18 protein-coding genes and 1 tRNA gene are annotated in these 22,910 nt (G+C 73.3%); 2 read left to right on the top strand and 17 right to left on the bottom strand.

Annotation, left to right across the window (positions count from 1 at the left end):
* Positions 1 to 68: 68 nt before the first annotated feature.
* From WMF39_RS13875 to WMF39_RS13895, 5 genes are all read right to left on the bottom strand, one after another.
* A complete protein-coding gene (locus WMF39_RS13875; RefSeq protein ID WP_437745987.1) occupies positions 69 to 767 on the bottom strand; it encodes a hypothetical protein in 699 nt (232 codons plus the stop codon).
* Positions 768 to 931: 164 nt separating this feature from the next.
* Positions 932 to 3,181 (bottom strand): hypothetical protein, encoded by a 2,250-nt coding sequence (locus WMF39_RS13880; protein WP_437745988.1) that lies wholly within the window; start codon positions 3,179 to 3,181, stop codon positions 932 to 934.
* A gap of 148 nt (positions 3,182 to 3,329) precedes the next feature.
* Positions 3,330 to 4,178, bottom strand: a complete 849-nt coding sequence (gene lipB, locus WMF39_RS13885; RefSeq protein WP_437745989.1) for a lipoyl(octanoyl) transferase LipB — start codon at positions 4,176 to 4,178, stop codon at positions 3,330 to 3,332.
* A gap of 2 nt (positions 4,179 to 4,180) precedes the next feature.
* Positions 4,181 to 5,668 (bottom strand): HD domain-containing phosphohydrolase, encoded by a 1,488-nt coding sequence (locus WMF39_RS13890; protein WP_437745990.1) that lies wholly within the window; start codon positions 5,666 to 5,668, stop codon positions 4,181 to 4,183.
* A gap of 111 nt (positions 5,669 to 5,779) precedes the next feature.
* On the bottom strand, positions 5,780 to 7,987 hold the full coding sequence (locus WMF39_RS13895; RefSeq protein WP_437745991.1) for a pseudouridine synthase: 2,208 nt from the start codon (positions 7,985 to 7,987) through the stop codon (positions 5,780 to 5,782).
* Between the two features lie 431 nt (positions 7,988 to 8,418).
* On the opposite strand from WMF39_RS13895, the gene WMF39_RS13900 reads away from it, so the two are divergent.
* Positions 8,419 to 9,987, top strand: a complete 1,569-nt coding sequence (locus WMF39_RS13900) for a hypothetical protein (RefSeq protein ID WP_437745992.1) — start codon at positions 8,419 to 8,421, stop codon at positions 9,985 to 9,987.
* A 27-nt stretch (positions 9,988 to 10,014) separates the two neighbouring features.
* On the opposite strand, the gene cyaY is transcribed toward WMF39_RS13900, so the two are convergent.
* The 12 genes from cyaY to WMF39_RS13960 all read right to left on the bottom strand — a co-directional run bounded on the left by cyaY (position 10,015) and on the right by WMF39_RS13960 (position 21,086).
* A complete protein-coding gene (cyaY, locus tag WMF39_RS13905; RefSeq protein ID WP_437745993.1) occupies positions 10,015 to 10,353 on the bottom strand; it encodes an iron donor protein CyaY in 339 nt (112 codons plus the stop codon).
* Between the two features lie 57 nt (positions 10,354 to 10,410).
* A complete protein-coding gene (gene phnY / locus WMF39_RS13910) occupies positions 10,411 to 11,859 on the bottom strand; it encodes a phosphonoacetaldehyde dehydrogenase (RefSeq protein ID WP_437745994.1) in 1,449 nt (482 codons plus the stop codon).
* Positions 11,860 to 11,893: 34 nt separating this feature from the next.
* Positions 11,894 to 13,183, bottom strand: coding sequence for a phosphonoacetate hydrolase (phnA, locus tag WMF39_RS13915; protein WP_437745995.1), 1,290 nt, complete (start codon positions 13,181 to 13,183; stop codon positions 11,894 to 11,896).
* Between the two features lie 100 nt (positions 13,184 to 13,283).
* The gene (locus tag WMF39_RS13920; RefSeq protein WP_012235184.1) at positions 13,284 to 13,565 is read right to left on the bottom strand and encodes a hypothetical protein; all 282 of its coding nucleotides are present in this window, start codon (positions 13,563 to 13,565) and stop codon (positions 13,284 to 13,286) included.
* A gap of 64 nt (positions 13,566 to 13,629) precedes the next feature.
* Positions 13,630 to 13,703 (bottom strand) — tRNA-Arg (locus tag WMF39_RS13925).
* Between the two features lie 121 nt (positions 13,704 to 13,824).
* Positions 13,825 to 14,565 (bottom strand): polyprenyl diphosphate synthase, encoded by a 741-nt coding sequence (gene uppS, locus WMF39_RS13930; protein WP_437745996.1) that lies wholly within the window; start codon positions 14,563 to 14,565, stop codon positions 13,825 to 13,827.
* A gap of 291 nt (positions 14,566 to 14,856) precedes the next feature.
* Positions 14,857 to 16,233 carry a histidine kinase dimerization/phospho-acceptor domain-containing protein gene (locus tag WMF39_RS13935; protein WP_437745997.1) on the bottom strand — a complete coding sequence of 459 codons (1,377 nt, stop codon included), beginning with the start codon at positions 16,231 to 16,233 and terminating at the stop codon, positions 14,857 to 14,859.
* Between the two features lie 3 nt (positions 16,234 to 16,236).
* On the bottom strand, positions 16,237 to 16,938 hold the full coding sequence (locus WMF39_RS13940; RefSeq protein WP_437745998.1) for a winged helix-turn-helix domain-containing protein: 702 nt from the start codon (positions 16,936 to 16,938) through the stop codon (positions 16,237 to 16,239).
* A 141-nt stretch (positions 16,939 to 17,079) separates the two neighbouring features.
* A complete protein-coding gene (locus tag WMF39_RS13945; RefSeq protein ID WP_437745999.1) occupies positions 17,080 to 17,664 on the bottom strand; it encodes a hypothetical protein in 585 nt (194 codons plus the stop codon).
* Positions 17,665 to 17,675: 11 nt separating this feature from the next.
* On the bottom strand, positions 17,676 to 18,941 hold the full coding sequence (locus WMF39_RS13950) for a hypothetical protein (RefSeq protein WP_437746000.1): 1,266 nt from the start codon (positions 18,939 to 18,941) through the stop codon (positions 17,676 to 17,678).
* Complete coding sequence (locus WMF39_RS13955; RefSeq protein WP_437746001.1) at positions 18,938 to 20,152, bottom strand: hypothetical protein; 1,215 nt, start codon at positions 20,150 to 20,152, stop codon at positions 18,938 to 18,940. The genes WMF39_RS13950 and WMF39_RS13955 overlap by 4 nt, the downstream gene beginning before the upstream one ends.
* Before the next feature lie 154 nt (positions 20,153 to 20,306).
* On the bottom strand, positions 20,307 to 21,086 hold the full coding sequence (locus WMF39_RS13960) for a tetratricopeptide repeat protein (protein WP_437746002.1): 780 nt from the start codon (positions 21,084 to 21,086) through the stop codon (positions 20,307 to 20,309).
* A 378-nt stretch (positions 21,087 to 21,464) separates the two neighbouring features.
* Here WMF39_RS13960 and WMF39_RS13965 point away from each other — a divergent pair, with 378 nt between their 5' ends.
* Positions 21,465 to 22,910, top strand: a complete 1,446-nt coding sequence (locus WMF39_RS13965) for a sigma-54-dependent transcriptional regulator (RefSeq protein ID WP_437747976.1) — start codon at positions 21,465 to 21,467, stop codon at positions 22,908 to 22,910.

Raw genomic sequence — 22,910 nt, forward strand, 5'->3', positions numbered from 1 at the left:
CGACGGCGCGCGCCGGGCGCTCGATGGGCGCGCGCGGCCGAGGCTAGCACGCGCGCCGCAGGACATGTTCAGCGGAGCTGCTCGCGCCGACGCGGGGCCCGCGACGCCCCCGCGTCCTCCTCCTCGAACTCGTCGGCGTAGATGCGCGCCGCGGGGTCGGCCGCGCCCTCGCCCGGATCGATGCGGAGCGACGGCCGGGAAAAGCGGACGGCGGACGCCCCCGAGATCCCGGGGAAGGTGTAGAGGATCTCGCCGCGCTCGCCGATCTCGACGCCCACGTCGCCGGGGCGCTCCTTGGCGAGCTCCGTGAGCAGGGCGTCCGCCTCCGGGGCCGGCAGGTCGAGCGCGACGCCGACCTCCTGCGCCGTGAGCGGGCGGCGGCGGTGCGACGCGAGCGAGAAGATCGCCTGAACCTGTGCGTCGCGCGAGGCCTTCGCCCCGGAGCGAGAGAGCTTCCGTCCGCCCAGCAGGAGGAGCAGGCCGAAGGCGAGGGCGACGAAGCCGATCGGCAGGCCGATCGCGAGGCCGGCGATCGACCCCGGGAACAGCGCGGCCGCGCCCAGCCCGAGGAGGAGCGCCAGCGCGGTCCCGCCGACCAGGACCAACCAGCCGAGCACGCCGGCGACCGCGCCGCCGACCCTGGACGGCTGCCCCGCCAGGCTGACCGATTTGCCCGCGAACGGCAGGCGCTCCCGACCGCACGCGGTGCAGTACGCGGCGAGCCCGCGGTGGATGACGGGCGCGTTCTTTCCGCAATGAGGACACATGAGGACTCCCCCGCGAGCAGATCGTCGCGAGCCAGGCCGTAGCGTAGGAATGAAGCCCCTCCGCCGCCAGGTGTGCAACCGCGGGATCTCCAGGTTTTTCGCGGTCCCGCCGCGCGGGTCGGCGTCGGTCGGCGTCGGTCAGCGTCGGCCAGCGTCGGCCAGCGTCAGATTCCGAGGTAGCGCGCGATCTCGGCGCGGGCCGGGTCGGAGGCCACGGCGCGCAGGGCGTCGTACCGGCGTTGCCATGCGGCCGCGCTGCCTTCATCTCCACGCCATCGCGCCGCCTCGGCGCGGGCGAATGCATAGCGCCGGAGCGAGAAGCGCGAGGCGTCGAGCGCGAGGAAGGCGTCGAGCCACACCTCGGGATCGCCCTCGCCGTCGCCGAGCAGCTGGGCCGACAGCGCGGCGTACGGGACGAGCGCGGGCGGCGCGTCGCCGCGCCGGCGGAGGGCGGCGTAGCGGAGCGCGCGGCGCGTGGGCGGCGGCGCGTCGCGCGCGGCGCTCCAGGCGGAGAGCGCGCGCGAGAGCGCCGGCTGGTCGTCGCGCGCCCAGGGTGCGTCGAGGCTCGCGAAGCCGACCCACGGCCAGGCGGCGGCGTGGTCCGCGGTCAGCTGGGCGGGCGGGCTGCCCTGTCGGAGCGGCGAGTCGCCCGGAGGGAGCGCGAGGGAGAGCCGGGTCCACCGCGATCGCGCGTCGAGCAGGGCGAGCTCCGCGCCGGCAGGCATCGCCTCGCCGGCGGGGTCCACCGCGCGCGCGGCGGCGGCCTCCTCGTCGGCGAGCACGGCCGCGCGCGCGGCGTCGCGCCGGCGCCCGCTCGAGGCGAGGAGCTCGGCGCGCTGCAGGAGCACGGCCGCGCGGAGCGCTGGCGGCGCGGCGGCGAGATCGACGCGCTCGACGAGGTCGAGCGCGCGATCGCGCTGGCCGACGAGGGCCCACGCGCTCGATCGCGCGAGCGCGCGGGCCGCCTCCGGCGCGAGCGAGTCAAGGCGATCCAGCGCGTCGACCGCCCGGGGCGCGTCGCCTTCGAGCGCGAGCTCGCGGGCGGCGCGCAGCGCGAGCGCGCCCGCGGCCGCGCGCAGCGCGTCGGCCTGGGACGGCGAGAGCTGGGGGGCGGCGGCCAGCTCGGCGGCGCGCGCGGCGGCGCGCGCGCGCAACGACCCGGCGATCACGGGCCTCGCGAGCCCACGCTCCGGGAGCCAGTCGAGCGCGCGCAGCGAGCTCGCAGGCAGCGCCGTCGGCGCGCGGGGCTCCGCGCGCGCCGGGGCGCCGTCGAGGCTTGCCTCTCCGGCCGCGGGCTCGTCCCCATCGTCGTCCGGCCGCGCGAGCGCGGCGGCTTCGGCCGCGTCGAGCGCCTCGTCCTTCGCCAGCACGACGGCGAGCAGATCGCCGCGGGCCTCGGGATCGAGCGCGGCCGAGGTGCCGAGCAGGTCGCGGATCGCGCGCGTCGCGCGCTGCGTCGCCTCGGCGGCGTCCTTCCGGGCGGCGGCGAGGCGGGCGCGCTGCGCGAGCCGCACCTCCACGGCGTCGGCCACGCCGGCCTCGGGGGCTTCTGGCATCGGCGGAGGCTCCACGCCGGCCCGGGCGGCGCAGGCGACGAGGACGGCGCGGACCTCGCCCCAGTTGCGCGCCATGCCGGCGTAGCGCCTCGATGCCCGGTCGTCCTGGTTGAGCGTCAGGAGCTCGATGCCGCGCTTCGCCTCGGCGCTCGCGCCGAGGCAGAGGATCGCGCCGGTGGTCGTGCGCAGATCCTCGTCGCGGGGCTCCATCGCCGCGTACTCCTTGGCGATCGCGAGCGCGCGCTGCAGGTCGCCCTCGGTGAGCGCCGCGCGGAGGGTGTGCACGCGCACGTGCCAGTCGGTCCAGCGGTCCGGCTGCGAGAGGAGCGTGCGGCGATCGCCGAGCCTCGCCGCCTCGCGGCCGAGGCTCGGCGCGCCGCAGGCGGGCCCGAGCTCATCGAACGTGACGCGCCCGGTCCCGGCGGCGACCGTGGCCTGGGCCGTCGCCACCGCCTCGGTCGCGCCGACGAGCGCCGCGCCATCCGGCCGGCCGACCGCGGCGTCGGTGTAGTCGGCGATCGCTGCGCGCACGCCGAGCTCCTCGGCCAGCTCGCTCGCCGCCCTGTGGGTCCAGGGCAGCCGCGACGGCAGCGCGAACCAGCGGATCTCGGGCCTGCAGTCGGGCAGCGCCGGGCCGCGCGGCGCCTCGATCGAGGCGAGGCACGCGGCGGCGGTGCGCGTGCCCACGAGGATCGCCGCGACAAGGCCAAGGAGAGCGAGCGCGGGCACGGCCACGGCCGCCGCCGCGAGCGCCAGGGCGAGGGGGCGCCGCCAGGGCGGCCGCGCGGTCGATGCGTCGCGGTGGAGCGGGGAGCTCCCGTCGCGCTCACGGGGCCGTGGGGTGGGCTGCGCGCACACGGGACGGCTTTTAGCCCACGGCACGGCCGAGCGACACTGCCTCCGCGACGCAGCGTGCTCCACGTCCCGGGCGCCGGCGTCACCCGCGGAGCGCGCGCCGTGCGACGCGCAACGTCGGCGCGCTCTCGCCCCGGAGGCCGGCGCGCGCCTAGGGCGCGCTCCGGCCCTCGGCGGCGCTGGCCTCCGGGGCGAGGAGCGCGCCCGCGAGATCCGTGACCGCCGACAGATCCTCGACGCAGGCGACGTCGAGCTCGAGCCCGCGGGTGAGCAGCGGCGCGCTGGCGAGGGCGACCTCGGCGACGCTGAGCTTCCGCCCGGTGAGCTGGTGGAGCGACGTCACGCCGTGCTCTCGGATGCCGCAGGGCACGATCAGCTCGAACGCCTTGAGGTCCACCGCGATGTTGAACGCGAAGCCGTGCATCGTGAGCCATCGCGACAGGCGCACGCCGATCGCGCCGAGCTTCGCGATCTCGCGCGCCCACTCGGCGCCGCCCCACGCCTCCGGGGCGGCGCGATCGACCCAGACGCCGATCATGCCGTCGACCACGCCGCCCTCGACGTGGTGCTCGCGCGCGAGCAGGATCATCACCTCCGCGAGCGAGCGCACGTACCTGCGCACGTCGCAGCGGTCCGGCCTGAGATCGAGCAGCGGGTAGCACACGAGCTGGCCGGGGCCGTGGTAGGTGACGTCGCCCCCGCGCCCCGTCGCGACGAGGTCGATGTCGCGCTCGTCCAGCGCGCGGGCGTCGAGGAGCACGTTCTCGGGGTTCGCTCGCGGGCCGAGCGTGATCACGGGATCGTGCTCGAGGAGCAGGATCGTGTCGCCGATCCGCCCCTGCGCGCGCGCCTCGACGAGCTGCTTCTGCAGATCGTGGATCGGGGCATAGCGGCGCCGGCCGATCCACACGGCGCGCGCGCGCCTCGGCCGGGGCGCCTCGACGGCCGTCGTCTGGCCGTTCGCGGGCTGGAGGAGGTCGCGGAGCGAGGTGGTCGGCATGGCTACTCCGGGACCTTCTCGCCCCGCGCCCGCCGCTCCTCGCGGTAGGCCTCGATGTGCGTCGTGAAGGTGGCCGCGATCTCGGGGTCGAACTGCGAGCCCGAGCACCGCTCGATCTCGGTCACCGCGACCTCGTGAGGGAGCGCGCGGCGGTACGAGCGGTCGCTCGTCATGGCGTCGTACGTGTCGGCCACGGAGATGATGCGCGCGATGATCGGGATCTCGTTGCCCCGCATCCGGAGCGGGTAGCCGCGCCCGTCCCAGCGCTCGTGGTGCAGGTGCACGCCGGGGATGAGCGGGTGCAGGAACTTGATCGGGTCGAGGATGTCGCGCCCGTAGGCGGGGTGCCGCTTGAACACCTCGTACTCGTCGTTCGTGAGCTTGCCCGGCTTGTTCAGGTTGAGCACGCACCCGATCTTGCCGATGTCGTGCATGAGCGCGCTCTGCCGGACGATCTCGATCTCGTGCGGGCCGAGGCCGAGCCGCTGCGCCAGCAGCACGGCGTAGACGGCGACCCGATCCGAGTGGCCCGAGGTGTAGCGGTCCATCTTGTCGATCGCCTTGGCGAGGCCCTCGATCGTCTGCTGGAACGTCGCCTGGAGATCCTGGTAAAGGCGCGCGTTCTCGATCGCCGCGGCGGCGCGCGAGCCGATGATGCTGAGCAGCTTGCGCTGCCCCTCGTCGAAGCGCCTCGTCCGCGTGAACGACGCGACGGCGAGGAAGCCCATGAGCCGCTTCTGGATGCGGAGCGGCACGGCGACGAGCGACTGGAGCGGGAGCGCCGGCTCCGCCGCGAAGAACCTGAGCCCCTTCATGCCCTGCTCGAGGAGCTGCGCGTCGGGCCGGAAGTGATCGAGCACGAGCGCGGGGTCGAGCCGCCCGAGGTCGGCGCCCGCCGGGATGGAGGGGCCGCGGAGGTGCTGGCGCTCGAAGAAGCCGCCCTCGCCGTCGTCGAGCCAGGTCGAGATGAGATCGCCGCACACCTCGTGGAGGCAGCTGTCGGCGACGGTCTCCAGCACCTGGTCGAGCGAGAGGCTCGCCGCGATGGCCTCGCTCACCTTGTAGAGCGACACCGCCTCGCGCAGCCGGATGTTCTCGGCAGCCATCCGTTGCTTCTCGATCCCGCGCTGGACGACGTGCACCACCTCGTCCAGCTTGAACGGCTTGAGCACGTAGTCGTAGGCGCCGCGCTTCATCGCGTCGATCGCGGTCTCGACGGTGCCGAAGCCCGTCATGATGACCGTGAGCGCGTTCGGCGCCGTCTTGCCGATCTCATCCAGCAGCGCGATGCCGCCCATCCGCGGCATCTTGAGATCGCTGATCACGAGATCGTAGTGACCCTTCGTGAGCTCGTTCAGCGCGCTGGAGCCGTCCTCCGCCGTGCGGACGTAGTAGCCCTCCATGCCGAGGAAGTCGGCCAGCATGTCGCGGATCACCTTCTCGTCGTCCACGACGAGGATGCGAGGGCGGTCTTCTGGAAACGTGGACATGCGGCCGGTAAGCCTACCAGATCCGCTCGCAGCGCATCGCACCAAGGTGGGCGGGTCGGGCACAGGAGCGGACCCGCCTCGCCGGGGTGGCCGAGCGGCGGCGCGCGCCGCTCAGTCCTCGTCGCCGGTCGAGATGATGGGGTGCCGGATGGTCCGGGGCGACTCGTCCAGATCCGGGACGCGGATCGAAATGGGCCCGGGGCTGCGGATGGAGGGAGGAGGCGCGGACTCCGCGTCCTCGGGGCGGAGCGGGATCATCCTGCTGCTCGGCGCGGGCTCGTCGCTCGCGGTCGTCAGGACGGGCACGGCGCGCTGCTCGCCGAGGGCGTGCTTCTGCTCGAGGAAGCGGAGGACCGAGGGGCCGGTCGAGCGCTCCAGCGCGGAGCGCAGATCGCCGGGCAGCGTCGACTCGATGATCATCTTCACCCCGGTGCGGGGGTGCTCGATCTCGATGCGCACGAGGTGCACGAACGAGCGATCGAGCCCGTGCTTCTCCTCGAAGTACCGGTTCGTGGGCACGTGACCGTAGCGCTCGTCGCCGAGGATCGGGTGCCCGATCGCGGCGAGGTGCCGCCGGATCTGGTGCGTGCGCCCGCCGTCCGGGATGACGCGGAGGATCGAGTGGCCCGAGGCGACCGCGAGGCGGCGGTACCGCGTGCGCGCCGTGTACGTGCGCGTCCCTTCACGGAGATCGCGGGTGATCGCGCCCTTGCCCGGCGTGACGCCCTTGGCCGCGGCGAGGTAGATGAGGCGCCCCGTCTTCGCGAGCGCCTCGCCCCAGCGCGCGGCCGCCTCCTCGCTCCGCGCGAGCATGACCAGGCCGCTCGTGCCCGGATCCAGCGGGTGCACGATGATGGGCGTCGTCGTGCTGCCCGGGATGCGGGCGCACCGGGCGAGCAGCGAGCCGAGGTACTCCGGCTGCGTGGCCACCGGCTCGTGGGGGCCCTTCTCGACGACCAGCACGCCGTCGTCGTCGTAGATGACCTTCGGCGCGGGCGGGGGCGTCCGGCGGAGCGCGGCGATCGTCTCGATCTCCTCCGTGAGCGGGATCATGTCGAGCGGCGTGAGCTCCGTCGACGAGTACCCGAGGCGGCAGAAGTGATCGAGGTCGCGCGCGAGCGTGTCGGGATCACACGAGACGTAGACGAGCAGCGGCGCGCCGAGGCGCGCGATCGCCTCGCGCGCCGTCGGGGAGACGCCGCGGCGCGGCGGGTTGACCACGATGCCGTCGAACTTCTCCGAGCTGTGGACGAGGGAGCTGACGATCTCCGCGACGTCGCCGGTGCGCACCTCCACGCGCTGGCTGAGGCCCTGGGCCTCGGCCGCGGCGCGGGCGTTCGCCGCCGCGGGCGCGAAGGACTCGACCATGAGGACCCGATTGCCGCCCTGCGCGAGGGCGAGCGAGATCGCGCCCGAGCCGCCGTACAGATCCAGGATGCGCGGCGGCTCCTTGCGCCGGGAGGCGGGGCCGAGCGCGGCCTCTCCCTCGATGACGGGCCCGTCGTTCTCGAGCGACGCGATCTCGCGGAGCAGGAGGGCGTGCACGCGCGCGGCCTGCGCGCGGTGCGCCTGCACGAACGAGCCGAACGCGGCGATGTGGTAGGTCTGCCCGATCCGGTCCTCCGCGTGCGCGGCGCCGTCGAGCACGATCGTCTCGGGCCCGAGGATCTGCGGCGCCTCCGCGTCGTGGAAGTTCGCCGCGACGCCGATGACGCGCGGGAGCATCGGGCGGATGGCGCGGCCGGCCTCCCGCAGCTCGTCGCGCGTGCACGCGCGCTCGCGCTGCAGGACGAACGTGACCAGCACGAACGCCGGGTTGTCCTCTGTCGCTCCCGCCTCCGCGAAGAGCGGCGTCCCGGGCGCGAGGTGGACCTCGCGCAGATCGAGGGCGCGGAGCACGCCGCCCCTCGCCGGGTCGTACGGGAGGAGCAGCGGCCGGACCTCCGGCGGCGGCGACGCGATCAGCTCGCGCAGCCGCGAGGTGACCGCGGCGAGGGCCGGGGTGAGGACCCGGCAGCCCGGGATGTCGACGACCTCGTGATGTCCCGTGCGGCCGTACAGCCCGATCGCGCCGGAGGGGGCGACGATGAGCTTGGCTCGACCGCGATAGCCGGTGATCGGATCGGCCGGGATGACCGAGCTCGTCTGGAGCAGCCCGAGTGATGGGTAGTGCGCGGCTGCGGACACGACCCGAGCACGCTTGGTGCCGAGCTGCTCCGCGTAATCACCCGCGATGAGCGGACAGCCCGCGCACTCGACCGAGTGCGTGCACTCGATCAGCGTGTTCGGGATCTCGCCTGCCTTCAATGTGCGTCGCACGGGCCCGGACAAAACACCGCCGCCCGATCCCTCTGCGCTGGTGCTCTCGCCCAGCCCGTGCGGTCCTTCGATACCTGCGCCGGAAGCCATTCCGGGGGAGCTTACAGGGGCTCTCGGCCAGCGTCGAAGGTGTAAAGCGGAATCCGTCGAGCTTTTCGTCTGCGGCGCTCGGCGCGCCGGGGAGCGCTCTTGGATCCTGACGAGATCCCGCGCTTTCGCCGGGGTCTGCGCTATCTGCCCGGACGGTGAGCGGTCCAGGCCCCGCTCGCTCCGTCGAGCCAGCCGCCAGGCAACGCAGGGGCCAATGTGGGCGATCCCTGGCGCTGCTCCTTACCTCGGGCCGCGCCGTTCGCGACATCCGCGGTCGTAGCGTCGCAGCGCCCGGTCCGTCCCGCGCGCCTCGCGGGGGGCAGTGGTAGACTGAGCGCCTCTTGCGTCTTCCGATCGCTTCTCTCTTCGGCCTCCTGGCTGTGCTGCTCGCCCCTCCGGTGTTCGCCGGACCCGGCGACAAGGAGGCGAACCAGGGCATGAACGCAGCCAGAGGCGGCTTCTGCAAGCGGGCGATCCCGCTGCTCGAGTCCGCCGAGAGCCAGCGGCATCGCCCGAGCTCGGCGGTTCCGCTCGCCGACTGCTACGTCAAGCAAGGCGAGCTGCTGAAGGCCAGCGAGATCTATCACAAGGTCGCGAGCGAGAAGAAGGCGCCCGGCTACAACGCGCGGGATGTCGCGGCCATCACATCGGCCAAGAAGAAGGCAGCTCAGCTCGATGCGCGCATCCCGACGCTCGTCGTCACGCCGGCGGAGCCGTACGAGGGGCTGGTGGTCGAGATCGACGGGGAGGTGATCAGCGAGCCGTCGGCGCCGCACCGGTTCGATCCGGGCGAGGTGCTGGTGATCGTCGCCAGGGCCGAGGGCCACGAGGAGACGTCGCAGAAGATCACGCTGAAGGAGAAGCAGCGGCGCGAGATCAAGCTGCGCCTCAAGCCGAAGCCCGGGGGGAAGAAGCCGCCGGAGAAGCCGGTCGCGAAGAAGCCACCGGAGAAGCCGCCGGAGAAGCCGGTCGCGAAGAAGCCGGTCGCGAAGAAGCCGGTCGCGAAGAAGCCGGTCGCGAAGAAGCCGCCGGAGAAGAAGCCGCCTCGCGCCGCCGAGAAGCCGGTCGCGAAGAAGCCGCCTCGCGCCGCCGAGAAGCCGGTCGCGAAGAAGCCGCGCGTCGCGACGGGCCCCGACGAGAGGCCGAAGCCCGCCGTCGAGATGCCCGAGCCCACGCCGCCCAGCCCGCGCAGGCAGCGCGACGTGTGGCTCGGCGCAGGCTTCCAGGGCTTCTTCATCCCTCAGCTCATGTTCGGGCTCCTCGGGGAAGGGGGGCGGGACGTCCTCGTCCCCGGCGGAGACATCTCGCTGTCCACGCGGCTCGGGCGGCGGTTCGATCTCGTCTTCTCGGTCGCCTACGCGCGCTTCTGGATGGACGAGACGCCGTTCAAGCCGAAGGGGCACCCGGACACCGACTACGAGATCGTCGAGAGCGATCTCCAGGCGCTCCAGGCGGGGGTCCGCCTGGTCTGGAACATCCCGCTCGATCGAGACGAGCTGTTCGCCTTCCGCGTCGGGGCCGGCCTTGGCGTGGGCTGGACGTTCACGGGCGACCTCTACCGGACCCAGGCATATCCCGGCGACGCGGTGCCTGGCGACCCGGGCTCCTTCGTGCCGGGGGACCCGTACCGCTATGTGAAATGCCGCGGACCCAACAATCCGATCGGGAGCTTCCGGTACTGCAACGAGCTCGATTACGACGCGGATCACTACCCAGGCTATGTCGAGCCGAGCTGGTTTACCCGTCCCAAGGGGCGGCCTCAAGGCCTGCGGCCGCTCGTCTATCCGTGGCTCGTCCTGCCCGAGATAGGGCTCGCGCTTCGCCCGTGGGACCGCGTCGCGTTCGACCTCCGGGTCGGCGCCTCCGTGACGGGCCTGCTCGGAGGGCTCGGCATCCGCTTCGCCCTGTGATGCACCTCGCGCCGCGGACCGCGCGGCTCAGCGAGCGAGCTTCACGGCGCGGCCGAGCTTCCGGGACAGCACGGCATCGAGCGTGCTCCAGAGCTCTTCGCCCGACTTCTGGGCCACCCAGCGGTCCTCGGACGGCCGGTAGTCGAAGTGCCACGCGGCCCGCTCGGCGGCCATCCAGATCTGCCGCGCCGCGCGGTGGCTGTTGATGACGTACTTGATGCCGTCCTCGAACTCCAGGGTGAGGATGCCGCTCTGCAGGTCGGCCTCGACGCCGTCGGGGATCTCGTTGATCGCTCGATCCAGCGCGCGCAGCGACCGATCGGCCACGTCGTCGAACTCTCGCTCCGATAGGGGCTCTCCGCTCATGCCGATCCGCTTACAACGGCGCGCGCCGAGGCGGTACGGGGAAGCGCCGGCGCCCCCTCACTCCCAGGGGACCGTGTAGAGCTTCACGTTGGTCATCGCCTTCATCGCCTCGACGACGCCCTCCTTGATCCCGATGCCGCTGTCCTTGATCCCCCCGAACGGCGACAGCTCGGACCGGTACCCCGGCACCTCGCGCACGTTCACCGTGCCGCAGCGCAGCTCCCGCACGAGCCTGTGGACGCGCCCCAGGTCGTTCGTGCAGACGCCGGCGGAGAGGCCGTAGCTCGTCCCGTTCGCCACCGCGATCGCCTCGTCGATGTCCCTCACCCGCAGGATGGGCGCGTGCGGGCCGAAGGTCTCGTGCTGCACGGAGGGGGCGTCCCGCGGGACATGATCCATCACGGTGGGGCCGTACAGGGCCCCGCGGCGCTCGTTTCCGAACAGCAGCCGGGCGCCGCGCGCGAGCGTGTCCTCGGCCGCCGCCTCGAGCTGCCGCGCCGCGGCCTCGGAGATCACCGTCCCCATGTCGGTCGCCGGATCGAGCGGATCGCCCACCTTGATCTGCGCCGACGCGGCGGCGAGGCGGCCGGCGAACTCGTCGGCGACGCGCTCGCTCACGATGAGCCGCTTCACCGCCGAGCAGCGCTGCCCCGAGTTCCTGTAACAGCCGTACGCCGCGAGCCGCACGGCCTCGTCGAGATCGGCGTCGTCGAGCACGATGAGCGGGTCGTTGCCGCCGAGCTCGAGCACCGCGCGCCGGTAGCCGAGCAGGCCGGCGATGCGCTTGCCGATCTCGACCCCGCCGGTGAAGCTCACGAGCTCCACGGCCGGGTGGGTCACGAGCGCGCGCCCGATCTCCGCCGGATCGCCGGTCACGACGCTGAGCATGCCGGGCGGCAGCCCCGACTCGTGCAGCACGGCCGCGAGGTAGATCGCGGAGAGGGGCGTCTTCTCCGACGGCTTGAGCACCATGGAGCTGCCGCTCGCGACGCTCGGCGCGACCTTGTGGGCGACCTGGTTGAGCGGGTGGTTGAACGGGGTGATCGCCGTCACCAGGCGGAGCGGCTCGCGCAGCGTGTACCCCCGCCGGGGCTTGCCGTTCGCCGAGATGTCGAACGCGAGGCACTGGCCGTCGTCGCGGAGCGCTTCGTACGCGGAGAAGCGGAGCACGTCGAGCGCGCGCCGCACCTCATAGGCCGTGTCCTTGAGGCAGAGCCCGCTCTCCCACGTGATGAGCCGCGCCACCGCCCCCGCCTGCGCCTCGATGTGCGCCGCGGCGCGGAGCAGGATCTCGCTGCGCTCGTGGCGAGAGAGCCGCGGCGGGCCGGAGGAGGCGCTCGCGAGCGCCTCCAGCACCGCCCCCTCGTCGAGCCTCGGCACGCTGCCGATCACCTCCCCCGTGAACGGGTAGCGCACGAGGATGACCTCGTCCCGGTTCACCGGTCTTCCCCCGATCAGGCACGGAAAATGGAACGCTGGTCGATCGATTGAGAGCATCGAGCCCATCCCTGTCCCCCCTTCAGGCGCTCGATCGTCGGCGCTAGGCCATGGCGGTCGAGAGTCGGTTGAGCACCAGATCGAAGACGTCCGCGTTCGACAGCGCGCTCGGCCGGCCCCGCGCGGCGTCGGCGTCGGCTGCCTCCGCGCCGAGGAGCCAGGCGCGCTCCCCGGGCCGGAGCGGGTGGCTCGCGAGGATCGGCACCTCCGCCTCGTGCAGGCCGCCGTGGGACCTGAGCCCGCGCTGCACGGCGGAGAGGTCGTGGTAGGCCGCGCTCTTGCCGAGCACCGTGCTCCGATCGCCGAGGACGACGAGGTCGCCGATCCGATCCGGCGGCAGCGCGAAGCGCCGCGCGGCCTCCTCCCGGGTCAGGACGAGCTCCACGCCCGGGAGCCGCTCGAGGACCTGCGCGGCGCGCGCGCCGTCGTCCGGCGCGCCGAGGTACACGGTCGCGTACGACCCGAGCGCGCCGTGGTGCACGACGTACGGGTCGGTGATCGGCAGGAGCACGCGGAAGCCCGAGAGGCCGGCCTCGCGCAGCGCGTCGTCCAGGTAGCGCACGTTCGGTGAGCCGTCCTGCGCGGTCTTGTCGTTCATGCCGTGATCCGCGGTGATGCCGCAGACGAAGCCGGCGTCGAGGTACTCGCCGAAGAGGGCGTCGAAGCGGGCGTAGAACCGATCGGACATCGGCCCGCGCGGCGGCTCCTTGTGCTGCACGTAGTCGGTCAGCGACACGTAGAGCAGCGTGGCCGAGAGCCGCTCGTGCAGCGCGAGGCCCATCTCCATGGCGTAGTGGGAGATGTCCCAGTCGTAGATCGACGGGTTCTCGCGGCCGACCGCGGCGGTGATCGAGCCGATCCCGTGCTCCGGGATGGCCTGCTCGTGCGCCTTCTCCGCCGACAGCGAGATCGGGCGAGGGCCCCCCTCGCGGCAGGCGCCGAGGAGCGCGCGGAGCTTGTCCTTGGCCGTGACGCAGAGGGTCCTGACGCCCGCCTGCTCCATCTTCTCGAAGAGCGTCGGGACGCGCAGGAACCGAGGATCGTTCATCGGCACCTCCTCCCCCGTGGCGGCGTCGAGGTAATAGTTGCCCGAGATGCCGTGCACGCGCGCCGGCTGGCCGGTGACAATCGACACGTTGTTCGGGTTCGTGAAGCTCGGGACCTGGCCTCGACCGCGCACGTACAGGCCGCCGGCGGCGAGCGTGCCCGCGAGCCGCGGCATCAGCCCGTCCGCGAGCGCCTGGTCGAGGTACTCCGGCCCGCACCCGTCGACGCAGAACACCACCGTCTTGCGCGCGGGCAGCGCATAGCGCCGGTCGCCGAGTTCGATCATGCCGAACGCTGACACGCAGCGCGCCGGCCGAGAAGGGCCGTCGCTGCGCCGCCTCGGGCGCTCCTCCGCCTCGAACGGCGGGCAGCGGAGCGGCGGTGCGTCAGTAGCCCGGCCAGGGATCGGCCGGCTTCGGAGGCGCCGGGACCGGCCGCTTGAAGCACATCACACCGGCGTCGAGCGCCACGAGCTCCCAGCCGCCCTCGCCCCGCGCCTTCGCGATGGCGCGGGCCTCGTCCACGCCGTGCGCCTGCTCGCAGTCCTGCTCCCACCGCGGCGCGGGGACGCTCGGCGTGAGCCCCTGGGCGCGCACCCGCCCCGCCGCGAGCGCGACGGCCGCGCCCAGCACCAGACCGCCCAGCACGAGCACGACCCTCTTGTCCATGGCGTCAGGGACATGGTGGTCCGCGCCGGGCAGCACCGTCAAGCGACGCACCGAGGACGTTCGGCACGCCCGGCAGGATTCGAACCTGCGACCCGCGGCTTAGAAGGCCGCTGCTCTATCCAGCTGAGCTACGGGCGCTTGGACGACAAGCGCATCTCTCGTACTGCATCGCGGACGCGGAATCGAGCGTTACGAGCGTTACGAGCGTTACGAGCGTCGCCAGCGCCGTGGGCGCGGCGAGCGCCCCGGCGACGTCCGGTCAGGTCGACGCGGCCAGGCGGCGGACCTGCTCGCCGGTCCGGCCGTAACGCCGCTGTCGCCGGCTGTAGGTCGCGACCGCCTCGTCGAAGGTCGCCTCCGTGAAATCGGGCCAGAGCGTGTCGGTGAAGAACAGCTCCGCGTACGCGGCCTCGAAGAGCAGAAAGTCGCTGAGACGCTTCTCTCCGCCGGTGCGGATGATGAGATCGGGATCCGGCATCGCGCTGGTCGTCAGGAAGTTCCGGAGCGACTTCTCGTTGATCTCCTCCGGGATGACCAGCCCGGCCCGCGCGCGGACCGCGAGCGCGCGCATGGCGTTCGCCATGTCGCGGCGACCGCCGTAGCTCAGCGCGAGCGCCAGGGTCATCTCGGTGCCCCCGGCGGTGTCCTCCACGAGCTTCTCCATCGCGCGCCGCGTCGGCGTCGGGATGTCCTCGAGATCGCCGACCACCTGAACCGCGATCCCTCGACGGATCAGCTCGTCGTGCTCCCCCTCGGCGAACTCCTGGCAGATGCGCATCAGCGCGTCGATCTCGTCCTTGGGCCTCGACCAGTTCGCCACGCTGAACGCGTAGAGCGTGAGGTACGGGATGCCGCGATCGCGGCAAGCGCGCACCGAGGTGCGCACGGCCTGCGCCCCGTGCTGGTGCCCCCGCATGCGGGGGAGCCCCCGCGCCGCCGCCCAGCGGCCATTGCCATCGAGGATGATCGCGACGTGCTTGGGGAGATTGCTGGACGTCATGGGCTTTCCTGGGTGGGGACGACGACGGACTCTGCGCCGAGCATGAGCGCGGCAGGGGGGCCGACGGTGGTGCGATCGTGGAGGTTCTGTGGAGGATGGCGCGGGAGAGCTCAAGGCGCTCTGGCCGCTGACGGGTGCGCGAGCTCTTTGGCACGCGCTCGCTCGCCCGAAGACCACCGCCGCGCCTTCGCACCACCGACCCGGTGCGCTGTCAAACCGAGGAAACCTCCCGGAAACCAAAAGGGTCGCCGGGAGGAGCGGCATGGCGAGAGAGCTCATCCTTTCACAGGATCAGGCCCCCGGCAGCGAGAGCTTGAACTCGACCTCGGGCGGCCCGCGGTGGGTGCACTCGGCCGAGCCGCTGTGGGCCTCGGCGATCGCCTTGACGATCGCGAGGCCCAGGCCGGTGCCGCCCCGGTCGGCGCGGGTCGTCACGAAACGGCGGAAAAGGCGGCCCGCGACGTGCCGCCCGATCTCGCCGCGGTTGCGGATCGAGATCGCGACCTGTCCGCCCACGCGAGACACGGCGATCTGGACGGGGGCCGCGGCGTCGCCGTGCGTGTGCGCGTTGTCGAGCAGGTTGTCGACGGCGCGCGAGAGCCACTGCTCGTCGCCGCGCACCGTCGCCGAGCTCGGCGCGTCGAGCTCGACGCGGCTGCCGCGCTCTCGCGCCCGCGCCGCGGCGGCCTCTGCGATCGCGACCAGGTCGACCACAGCGGCGTGCTCCACGCCGCGCGCCTCGAGGCGCGCGAGCGACAGCAGCTCCCCGAGGAGCGCCTCGATCCGCGTGGTCGCCTCGCGGATGCGCGCGACGAAGCGGGCGGCCTCCTCGGCGTCGTCGAGCGCGCCCTCGGAGAGCACCTCGGCGCTCGCGCGGATCGCGGCGACGGGGTTCTTGAGCTCATGCGAGAGATCCGCGGCGAACGTCTCGACGAAGGGGCGGCCCTCGATCTGGCGCCGCATCGAGTCGATGGCGCGCGTCAGCCGCTGGACCTCGCGGCCCTGCGCCGGCGGCGTCGCCGCGCGCACCTCGCCCTCGCTCACGCGCACCGCAAACTCGGTGAGCGCCTCGATCGGCGTCGCGATGGTGCGGCCGATCAGGAACGACGAGATCGCCGCCGCGGCGCCGAGCACCGTGCTGAGCACGAGGATTGGCGGGGCGAAGTCGGCGACCATCCGCTGCACCACGATGGTCGGCTTCACGACCTGCACGCTGCCGACGCGCTGGCCGCGGACCTGGATGGGCGCGGTCACGAAGACGGTCCCGGGCTCGCCCGGCGAGGCGCCGCGCGCCCGGAGCACGCGGCCCTCGGGATCGAGCAGCGCGATGCTCTGGGCGGTCGGGCCCTCGGCCTCGCCGTCGAGCGCGCGCACCGCCGCGAGATCGACGCCGCGCACCTCCATCTCCATCGCGGCCACGGCGGCGAACGCGGCCGCCTCGTCGCGCGCGCTGCCCTCGGCGAGCAGCGTCGCGCGCGCCTCGATGCGATCGATGACGAGCAGCCCGAGCCCGAACGCAAACGCGCCGACGATGCCGCCGAGCGCGATGAAGATCTGCATCCGGATGCTCATCCCCGCCGTCCGGGCGCGGACGAGGCGCGAGGCGAACAGCGCGACGAGCAGGATGAGCGAGACCGCCGCCGCCGCGGTGACGACGAGGCGCAGCACGCGTCAACCGCCGCCTTCCGCGGGGCCCGGCTTGTCCGCGACGCGGTAGCCGACGCCGCGCACCGTCTCGATGAGGTCGGCGTCGCCGCCGGCCTCGACGACCTTCTTCCGGAGCCCCTTCACGTGCGAGTCGATGGTCCGGTCGGTGATCGCGAACCCGTCGCCCCAGACGCGATCGATGAGCTGCGCGCGCGTGAAGACCCTGCCCGGCGCGGCGAGCATGCAGGCGAGCAGATCGAACTCGACGCGGGTGAGGTCGACCTTCTGGCCGCTCACGTACGCGCGCCGCGTGGCCTCGTCGACCACGAGCGGCAGCGGCGCGGACGCGGCGGCGGACGGCGAGGGCCGCGCGGCGCGGCGCAGGACGGCCCGCACCCGCGCCACGATCTCCCGGGGGGAGAACGGCTTGGTCACGTAGTCGTCGGCGCCGGTCTCGAGCGCGGCGACGCGGTCGGCCTCGCTGTCGCGGCTCGACAGGACGATGATCGCGGCGCGCGCCGCGCTCCGCCGCGCCTGGCCGATCAGGTCGAAGCCGCTGCCGTCGGGGAGCATGAGATCGAGGATGATGAGGTCGGCCTTGTCGATCTCCCGCTCCGCGGCCGCGAGCGTGGTGGTGACGGTGGCCGCGAACCCGTCGCGGCGCAGGAAGTAGGCGATCGACTCGGCGATGGCCGGCTCATCCTCGACGACCAGGACCTTGGCCATGGTCGGTGAGCCTAGAACGGCGCGGCGGACGCGTCGACAGGGCTGGTCGGCGGGGCTGGTCAGCGGGGCTGGTCAGCGGACCTGGCCGGCCCCGCCCCTGCGGGGGCTCGCGGACGTCGCGATCGCCGCGTTCGTGCGCGCTCAGGCGTGCGGGATCGCCGCGTTGACGAGCTCGCGCACGACGCCGAGCAGCCGCTCGTAGTGCTCCGGGACGGGCCGCAGGCCGGCGCAGTGGACCACGAGGCCGCCAGGGCGGAGCTCGAGGTGCCCCTGGAAACCGCGGCGGGCGAGGAGCTTGCGCAGCCGCGGATGGAACGCGCCGGCGGCCTCGCGCTGGGAGGCGGCGAAGGTCGTCACGTGGGCGTCCCAGAGCGCATCGTCGAGGGTGACCCGGGGCGGGGGAGCGCTCTCGATGAAGGCGACGCGCGTCAGGAAATGCTCGCCGACGCGCATCGAGGCGCGGCGCTGGAGCGCCGGGTGCGACGCGAAGCCGAGCAGCGTCCGCTCGAGGGGCTCGGCTTCGCCCTCGGCGTACCAGGGCTCGGCGATCACCGCGTGCCCGGGGTTCGCCGTCCACGTGCACGCGGAGAGGTACGCGGAGGGCGGCGCGATCGTGTCGTAGGGCTCCCAGCGGCGGAACCAGGCCTCGTCGGGGCGCGCGGTGAAGGCGAGGCCGCGCCGGGCAGCCCACGCCGCGATGTGATCGGATCCCAGCGGAGGCGGCATGGATGGCGAGGTTAGTCGGCGCGGCGTCGCCTCGGAAGCCTCCGGCGCCATGCGATCGCGAGCGCCCCGGCGCCGAGCGAGAGCCAGGACGCCGCACCCGCGGCCGCGCCGTTCCCGGGCGCGTCGCAGGAGCATCGGCCGTAGATGCCGACCGTCGTCTCGTCGTCGTGGTCGTCGTCGTTGCCCAGCGGGGCTCCAGCGCCTCCGTGGCCTGCGGTCGTGATGGGCGCGCCGCCGGCGTCACCGGCGTCGCCGCCGCTCCCGCCTGTGCCGCCGCTGCCGCCCGTGCCGCCGCCTTCACCGCCGCTCCCGCCTTCACCGCCGCTCCCGCCTGCGCCGCCTGCGCCGCCGCTCCCGCCTGCGCCGCCGCCGCCCGTCTCGCCACCGTCGTCCGCGCAGCGCGTGAGATGGAGGGGACGTTTGCGCGTGCAGTCCGTCGGCGACGCGCAGCGGGGATCGGAGAGCGCGGGCGGCGCGCCTGTGCCGCCGATCTCGCCCAGGTCAGGGTAGGCGACCTCGGTCCTCTCCCAGCGCCCCGCGGTGTGCTCCATCCAGCCGAACACCCGCTCCTGGTACGGAACGGCGCCGCCGATAGCCGGATCGTAGACGCCGCGGCCCGCGTCGTAGTTGGGGTTGTTCGGGTTGTTGACGTACGCGAGCCCGTTGTAGGCCCACACGGCGCTGTACCAGTGCTCGATGAACGCGGGTTGCCGGTCGCCGACGCAGCGCGTGGCCCTCCACTTCGAGGCCAGGATCTGGGTGCCGGTGGCCGCGTTGTAGGTCGGCTCCGCGGCCACGCGGCGCGGATCGAAATCCGGGCTGTCGCCGCTCCGCATGCCGCTCGTGATCTGCGAGGCGCCGTAGCCGCAATCGAAGGAGATGATCGTCCGCGAGCTCTCCCCCGCCTGGTCCATGGGCCGGTCCGGCGCGCAGAACTGCTGCCACCCCGACTCCTGCATGGCGATCGCCTTGAGCAGCTCGCAGGGGAACGTGGCGGGAACGTCGCGCCGCGCCTCGGGCAGGTCGCAGCCCTGACCGAGGTTGAAGGCCGGCGGGCCGGCCTCGCCCCAGGCCTCGGGGCCTCGCGAGACGCGGTCGAAGATGGCGTTCCACTCCGCGACGGAGGGGTTGATCCCGGGCACGGCCTCGATCGCGCAGCCGCGATCGTTGTACGCGCTCGACGCGGTGAAGCAGGGGCAGTACGCGGCGCGCGCGGCCGGCGCGACCAGCGCGGCCGCGGAGAGCGCCGCCGGGATCAGGAGAAGGCGGCCCGTCACGGCTCCTCCTTCGCGGCGGTGAAGCCGGCGACCGCGATGCGCGCTCCGGGTGGCGCAGGGATCGCGGCGACCTCGCCGCTCTCCACCCGGATCGCGAAGGGGACGGCGAACGCGGACGGGTTCGTGTGCAGCGCCGCCACCCACGCCGCGTCCTGCGAGACGGCCTGGATGGCGTCGATGCCGGGGCCGAGCGGGCTGCGGACCGTGGCGCGCGCGCCGACGACGAACAAGCCGGTGGCGCGCTCGGGCGTGTACGCGAGCCCGCCGCCCGGCCAGGCGTACGGGGCGAGGCCGTGGCTCGCGCTCGCCTCGAGCCGGGTGCGCTTGCCCCGGGCGAGATCGATCCGATCGATGACCCACATGCCAGGGTCGGTCTCGTGCCGCTCCTGGAACACGAGCGCGCCCGCCGCGGCGTCGATCGAGAAATCGCGCGCGAACGGCGGGATCGACGGGGCGATCGCCCGCGTCGCGCCGGAGTCGGGGTCCACGAGGACGATGTCGGCCGACGCCGGGGAGACGCGGTAGAGGACGAGCTCGCCGTTCCACGCGCCGGCGAGGAAGGCGAGGTGGCCGGTGTGTCGGTGCACGGTGCGGATCGCGCCGGTGGCGAGGTCGACCTCGTCGATGGTGAGCGCGTCGACCCGGAGCTGCGCGGGGTCGTTGTCGGGCTGCGGCTCCGGGCCGGCGACGCCGCGTGAGACGAAGACGCGCCCCTCGGCGGTGACGAGCGGGCGGCTCGCGTGGACCACGCCGTCGCAGAGCGCGACGGGCTCTGCGCCCGGCTGGATCCGGAAGAGGCTCGCGTTGAACGAGCGGTCGCTGGACGGGCTCGTCTCGGCGGTCGCGACCACGAGCCGCGTTCGCGGGACGACGCGGGCGCGGACCACGGCGTCGCTCAGGTGCCGGAGCGTGGCGAGCGCGGGACCGGCCTTGGCTCCGCCGATCGGCGCGATGTGGAGCGTGGTCCGGGCCGCCCCCGGAGGCGTCGCGAGGATCGCGACGCTGGGTGGCGCGGAGGGATCGGCGGGCGCCGCGACGGCCGTGGGCACGAGGAGACGGCCGACCCGCGAGATCGCGGGCGCAGGGGCGTCGCCATCGGCGAGCACCGCCGTCATCGTGCCCGTCAGCGCGGCGAGCAACGCGCAGGGGAGCGCGATCCTGTGCAGACGGCGCCGTGTCAGGGGCGAGCGGGCGTAGGAGCTGAGACGCACGACAGGAGAGTAGACGATGCGCCGGTGAGCGCCCGCTCGCGTGGCGGCGCTCTCTTGCCAGCCTCTGCCTCCCCGCCGTTCCGCGCCGTCGGGGCGCCCGACCCCGTCGCCGTCACGCCCGGCGAAAGGCAGCGGGCCGCCAGGAAGCCGGCCCTCAGAAGCGGCCGGTCATGCCGAGCCCGGCCGCGCCGGGTCCAGCGACCGGCGTCAGCTGGATCCTGCTGGGCGAGGGCTGATTGAACCCGAGCTCCCAGATGAGGCCACCGGCGACGCCGGCGGCGCCCAACCCGAGCAGCACGCCGCCGACCGTCGCGTGCGTGCGCCCCTGATTGCCCTTCTCGGCCACCTCCTCCGCGCAGCCCTTGCGCGACGGGCAACGGTCCTCGGCGGCGCCGATGTCCGCGAAGCCGCTCGAGGTCAGGATCCCGCCGACCAGCAGCGTGACGACCCCGGCGCCCGTCGCGACCCACGGCGAATAGCCGTAAGGAGGCTGCGGCGGAGGCTCCTCCTTGGGGCGGTCCGGGATCGCCGAGGCGGTGGGGGCCGTCGGGAGCACCGCCGGCGCCGACGCGGACGCGCTCGCGCTGGCGCTCGGCGCCGGCCGGAGGGCGTTCTTGAGGTTCTGGATCTTGTCCTGGATCGTCTGCGCGTCGCTCGCGTCCGGCGTGCGGGCCAGGTAGGTCTCCAGCGCCGTGACCGCCTCGGCCCGCTCGCCCTTCTTCTCGTAGGCGTTGGCGATGTTGATCAGCACGCCGTGCGCCGAGCAGTCGAGCTGGTAAGCGTCCTTCCAGTACTGGATGGCGCGATCGTAGTCAGCGCGCTCGTAGAACTGGGTGGCGGCCTTGTGCGCCCCCTTGGCGCCTTCCAGGTCGGCGGGGGTCGCCGTGCGGTAGCACTCGGGGTACTCGATGGCCGGATCTCCTGCTAAGGCCAACCCCGCGGCGAGGAATATCCCCGCGCCGAGACCGACCAGCCAAGTCCGAAGCACACGCATCCGAGCCGCCCTCCGAGAAGTGGCCGCAGCATACTGATCCGCTTCGCCGGCAGCGAGAAAAAGGAATAGTTGCGGACCTCGAGGCAATGCGTTCGGCCTGCCGACCGGCGTGGCGAGCGCCGAGCGAAGCGGCGGCCAGGGGAACGGGACGGGAGCGCCGAGCGAAGCGACGGCCGGGGGACGGCATGGGAGGGCGGCCGCGGGAGCGGGACGGGAACGCCGCCCGCGCGGCGCGTGGGTGGCCGACCGGCCGACCGGAGCGTCGAGAGACGGTCCCGGCGCTTGCTTGGTTTCCGGTTCTGCTAGTCTCGCCCGGTGATGCTCCCCGAAAAGAAGCAGATCCTCGTCGTGGATGACGAGGCGAACCTCCGGCGGGTCCTCAGCGCCCAGCTCGGCCGGGATGGCTACGAGGTCCACACCGCGGAAGACGGCGAGGAGGGGCTCGCGTTCCTGAAGGAGCACCACATCGATCTGGTCATCACCGATCTCCGGATGCCCAAGGTCGACGGCATGGACCTGCTCCGCGCCGCGCTCCGCGACGACCCATCGCGGCCTGTGGTGCTGCTCACGGCGCACGGGACCGTCGACAACGCCGTCGAGGCGCTCAAGACGGGCGCGTTCGACTACATCACGAAGCCGTTCGATCAGAACGAGGTGCGCGTCGTCGTGAAGAAGGCCCTCCGCACCCGCGATCTCGCGAGCGCGGACGCGACGCGGGACGTCTCGGCGGCGCAGCCCCGGGGGGGCTCCGACCGGTTCGGCATCATCGGCGAGAGCCCGCCCATCCAGGAGCTCTACGCGATCCTCGAGCGGGTCGCTGACACGCCGACCACGGTGCTCATCAGCGGCGAGAGCGGCACCGGGAAGGAGCTCGTCGCGCGGGCGCTGCACGAGAACTCCGGCCGTCGCGACCGGCCGTTCATCAAGGTCAACTGCGCGGCCATCCCGAAGGACCTCATGGAGTCGGAGCTCTTCGGCTACGAGCGCGGGGCCTTCACCGGCGCGGTCGCCTCCAAGCCGGGGCGCTTCGAGCTCGCCTCCGGCGGGACGCTCTTCCTCGACGAGATCGGCGAGATCCCGAACGAGATGCAGGTGAAGCTCCTGCGCGTCCTGCAGGAGAGCGAGTTCGAGCGGGTCGGGGGCATCAAGACCATCCACGTCGACGTCCGGCTCGTCGCCGCCACCAACCGCGACCTCAAGCGGGAGATCGCGGCGGGCACGTTCCGGGAAGACCTCTTCTATCGGCTCAACGTCGTCCCGATCGCGCTCCCCGCGCTGCGCGACCGGAGGAGCGACATCCCCCACCTCTGCACCCACTTCGTCGCGAAGTTCAACGCGCGCCTCAAGAAGAGCATCGAGAGCATCGAGCCCGAGGCGCTCGAGCGCCTGGCCTCGCACGCCTGGCCGGGGAACATCCGCGAGCTCGAGAACGTCGTCGAGCGGGCGCTGCTCTTCGCCGACGGCGCGCGCATCCGCCTCGACGACCTGCCGGAGGAGATCCGCGGCGGCGCCACGTCGGCGCCCGGCGCGTCGCTGCCGCTCGCGGCCGCCGCCGCGGACACCTCCGCCGCGCCGTCGACGCCCGACGGCCTCAAAGAGCAGGTGAAGGCGGCGATGAGCAAGCTCGAGCGCGACCTCATCGAGCGCGCCCTCAAGCAGACGCACGGCAACGTCACCCACGCCGCGCGGCTCCTCAAGATCTCGCGCAAGGGGCTCCAGCTCAAGATGAAGGAGCTGAACCTCCGCGAGCGCGACGCCGAGTGA

Source organism: Sorangium sp. So ce1504 (assembly GCF_051521635.1).
GTDB lineage: Bacteria > Myxococcota_A > Polyangia > Polyangiales > Polyangiaceae > Sorangium > Sorangium cellulosum_B.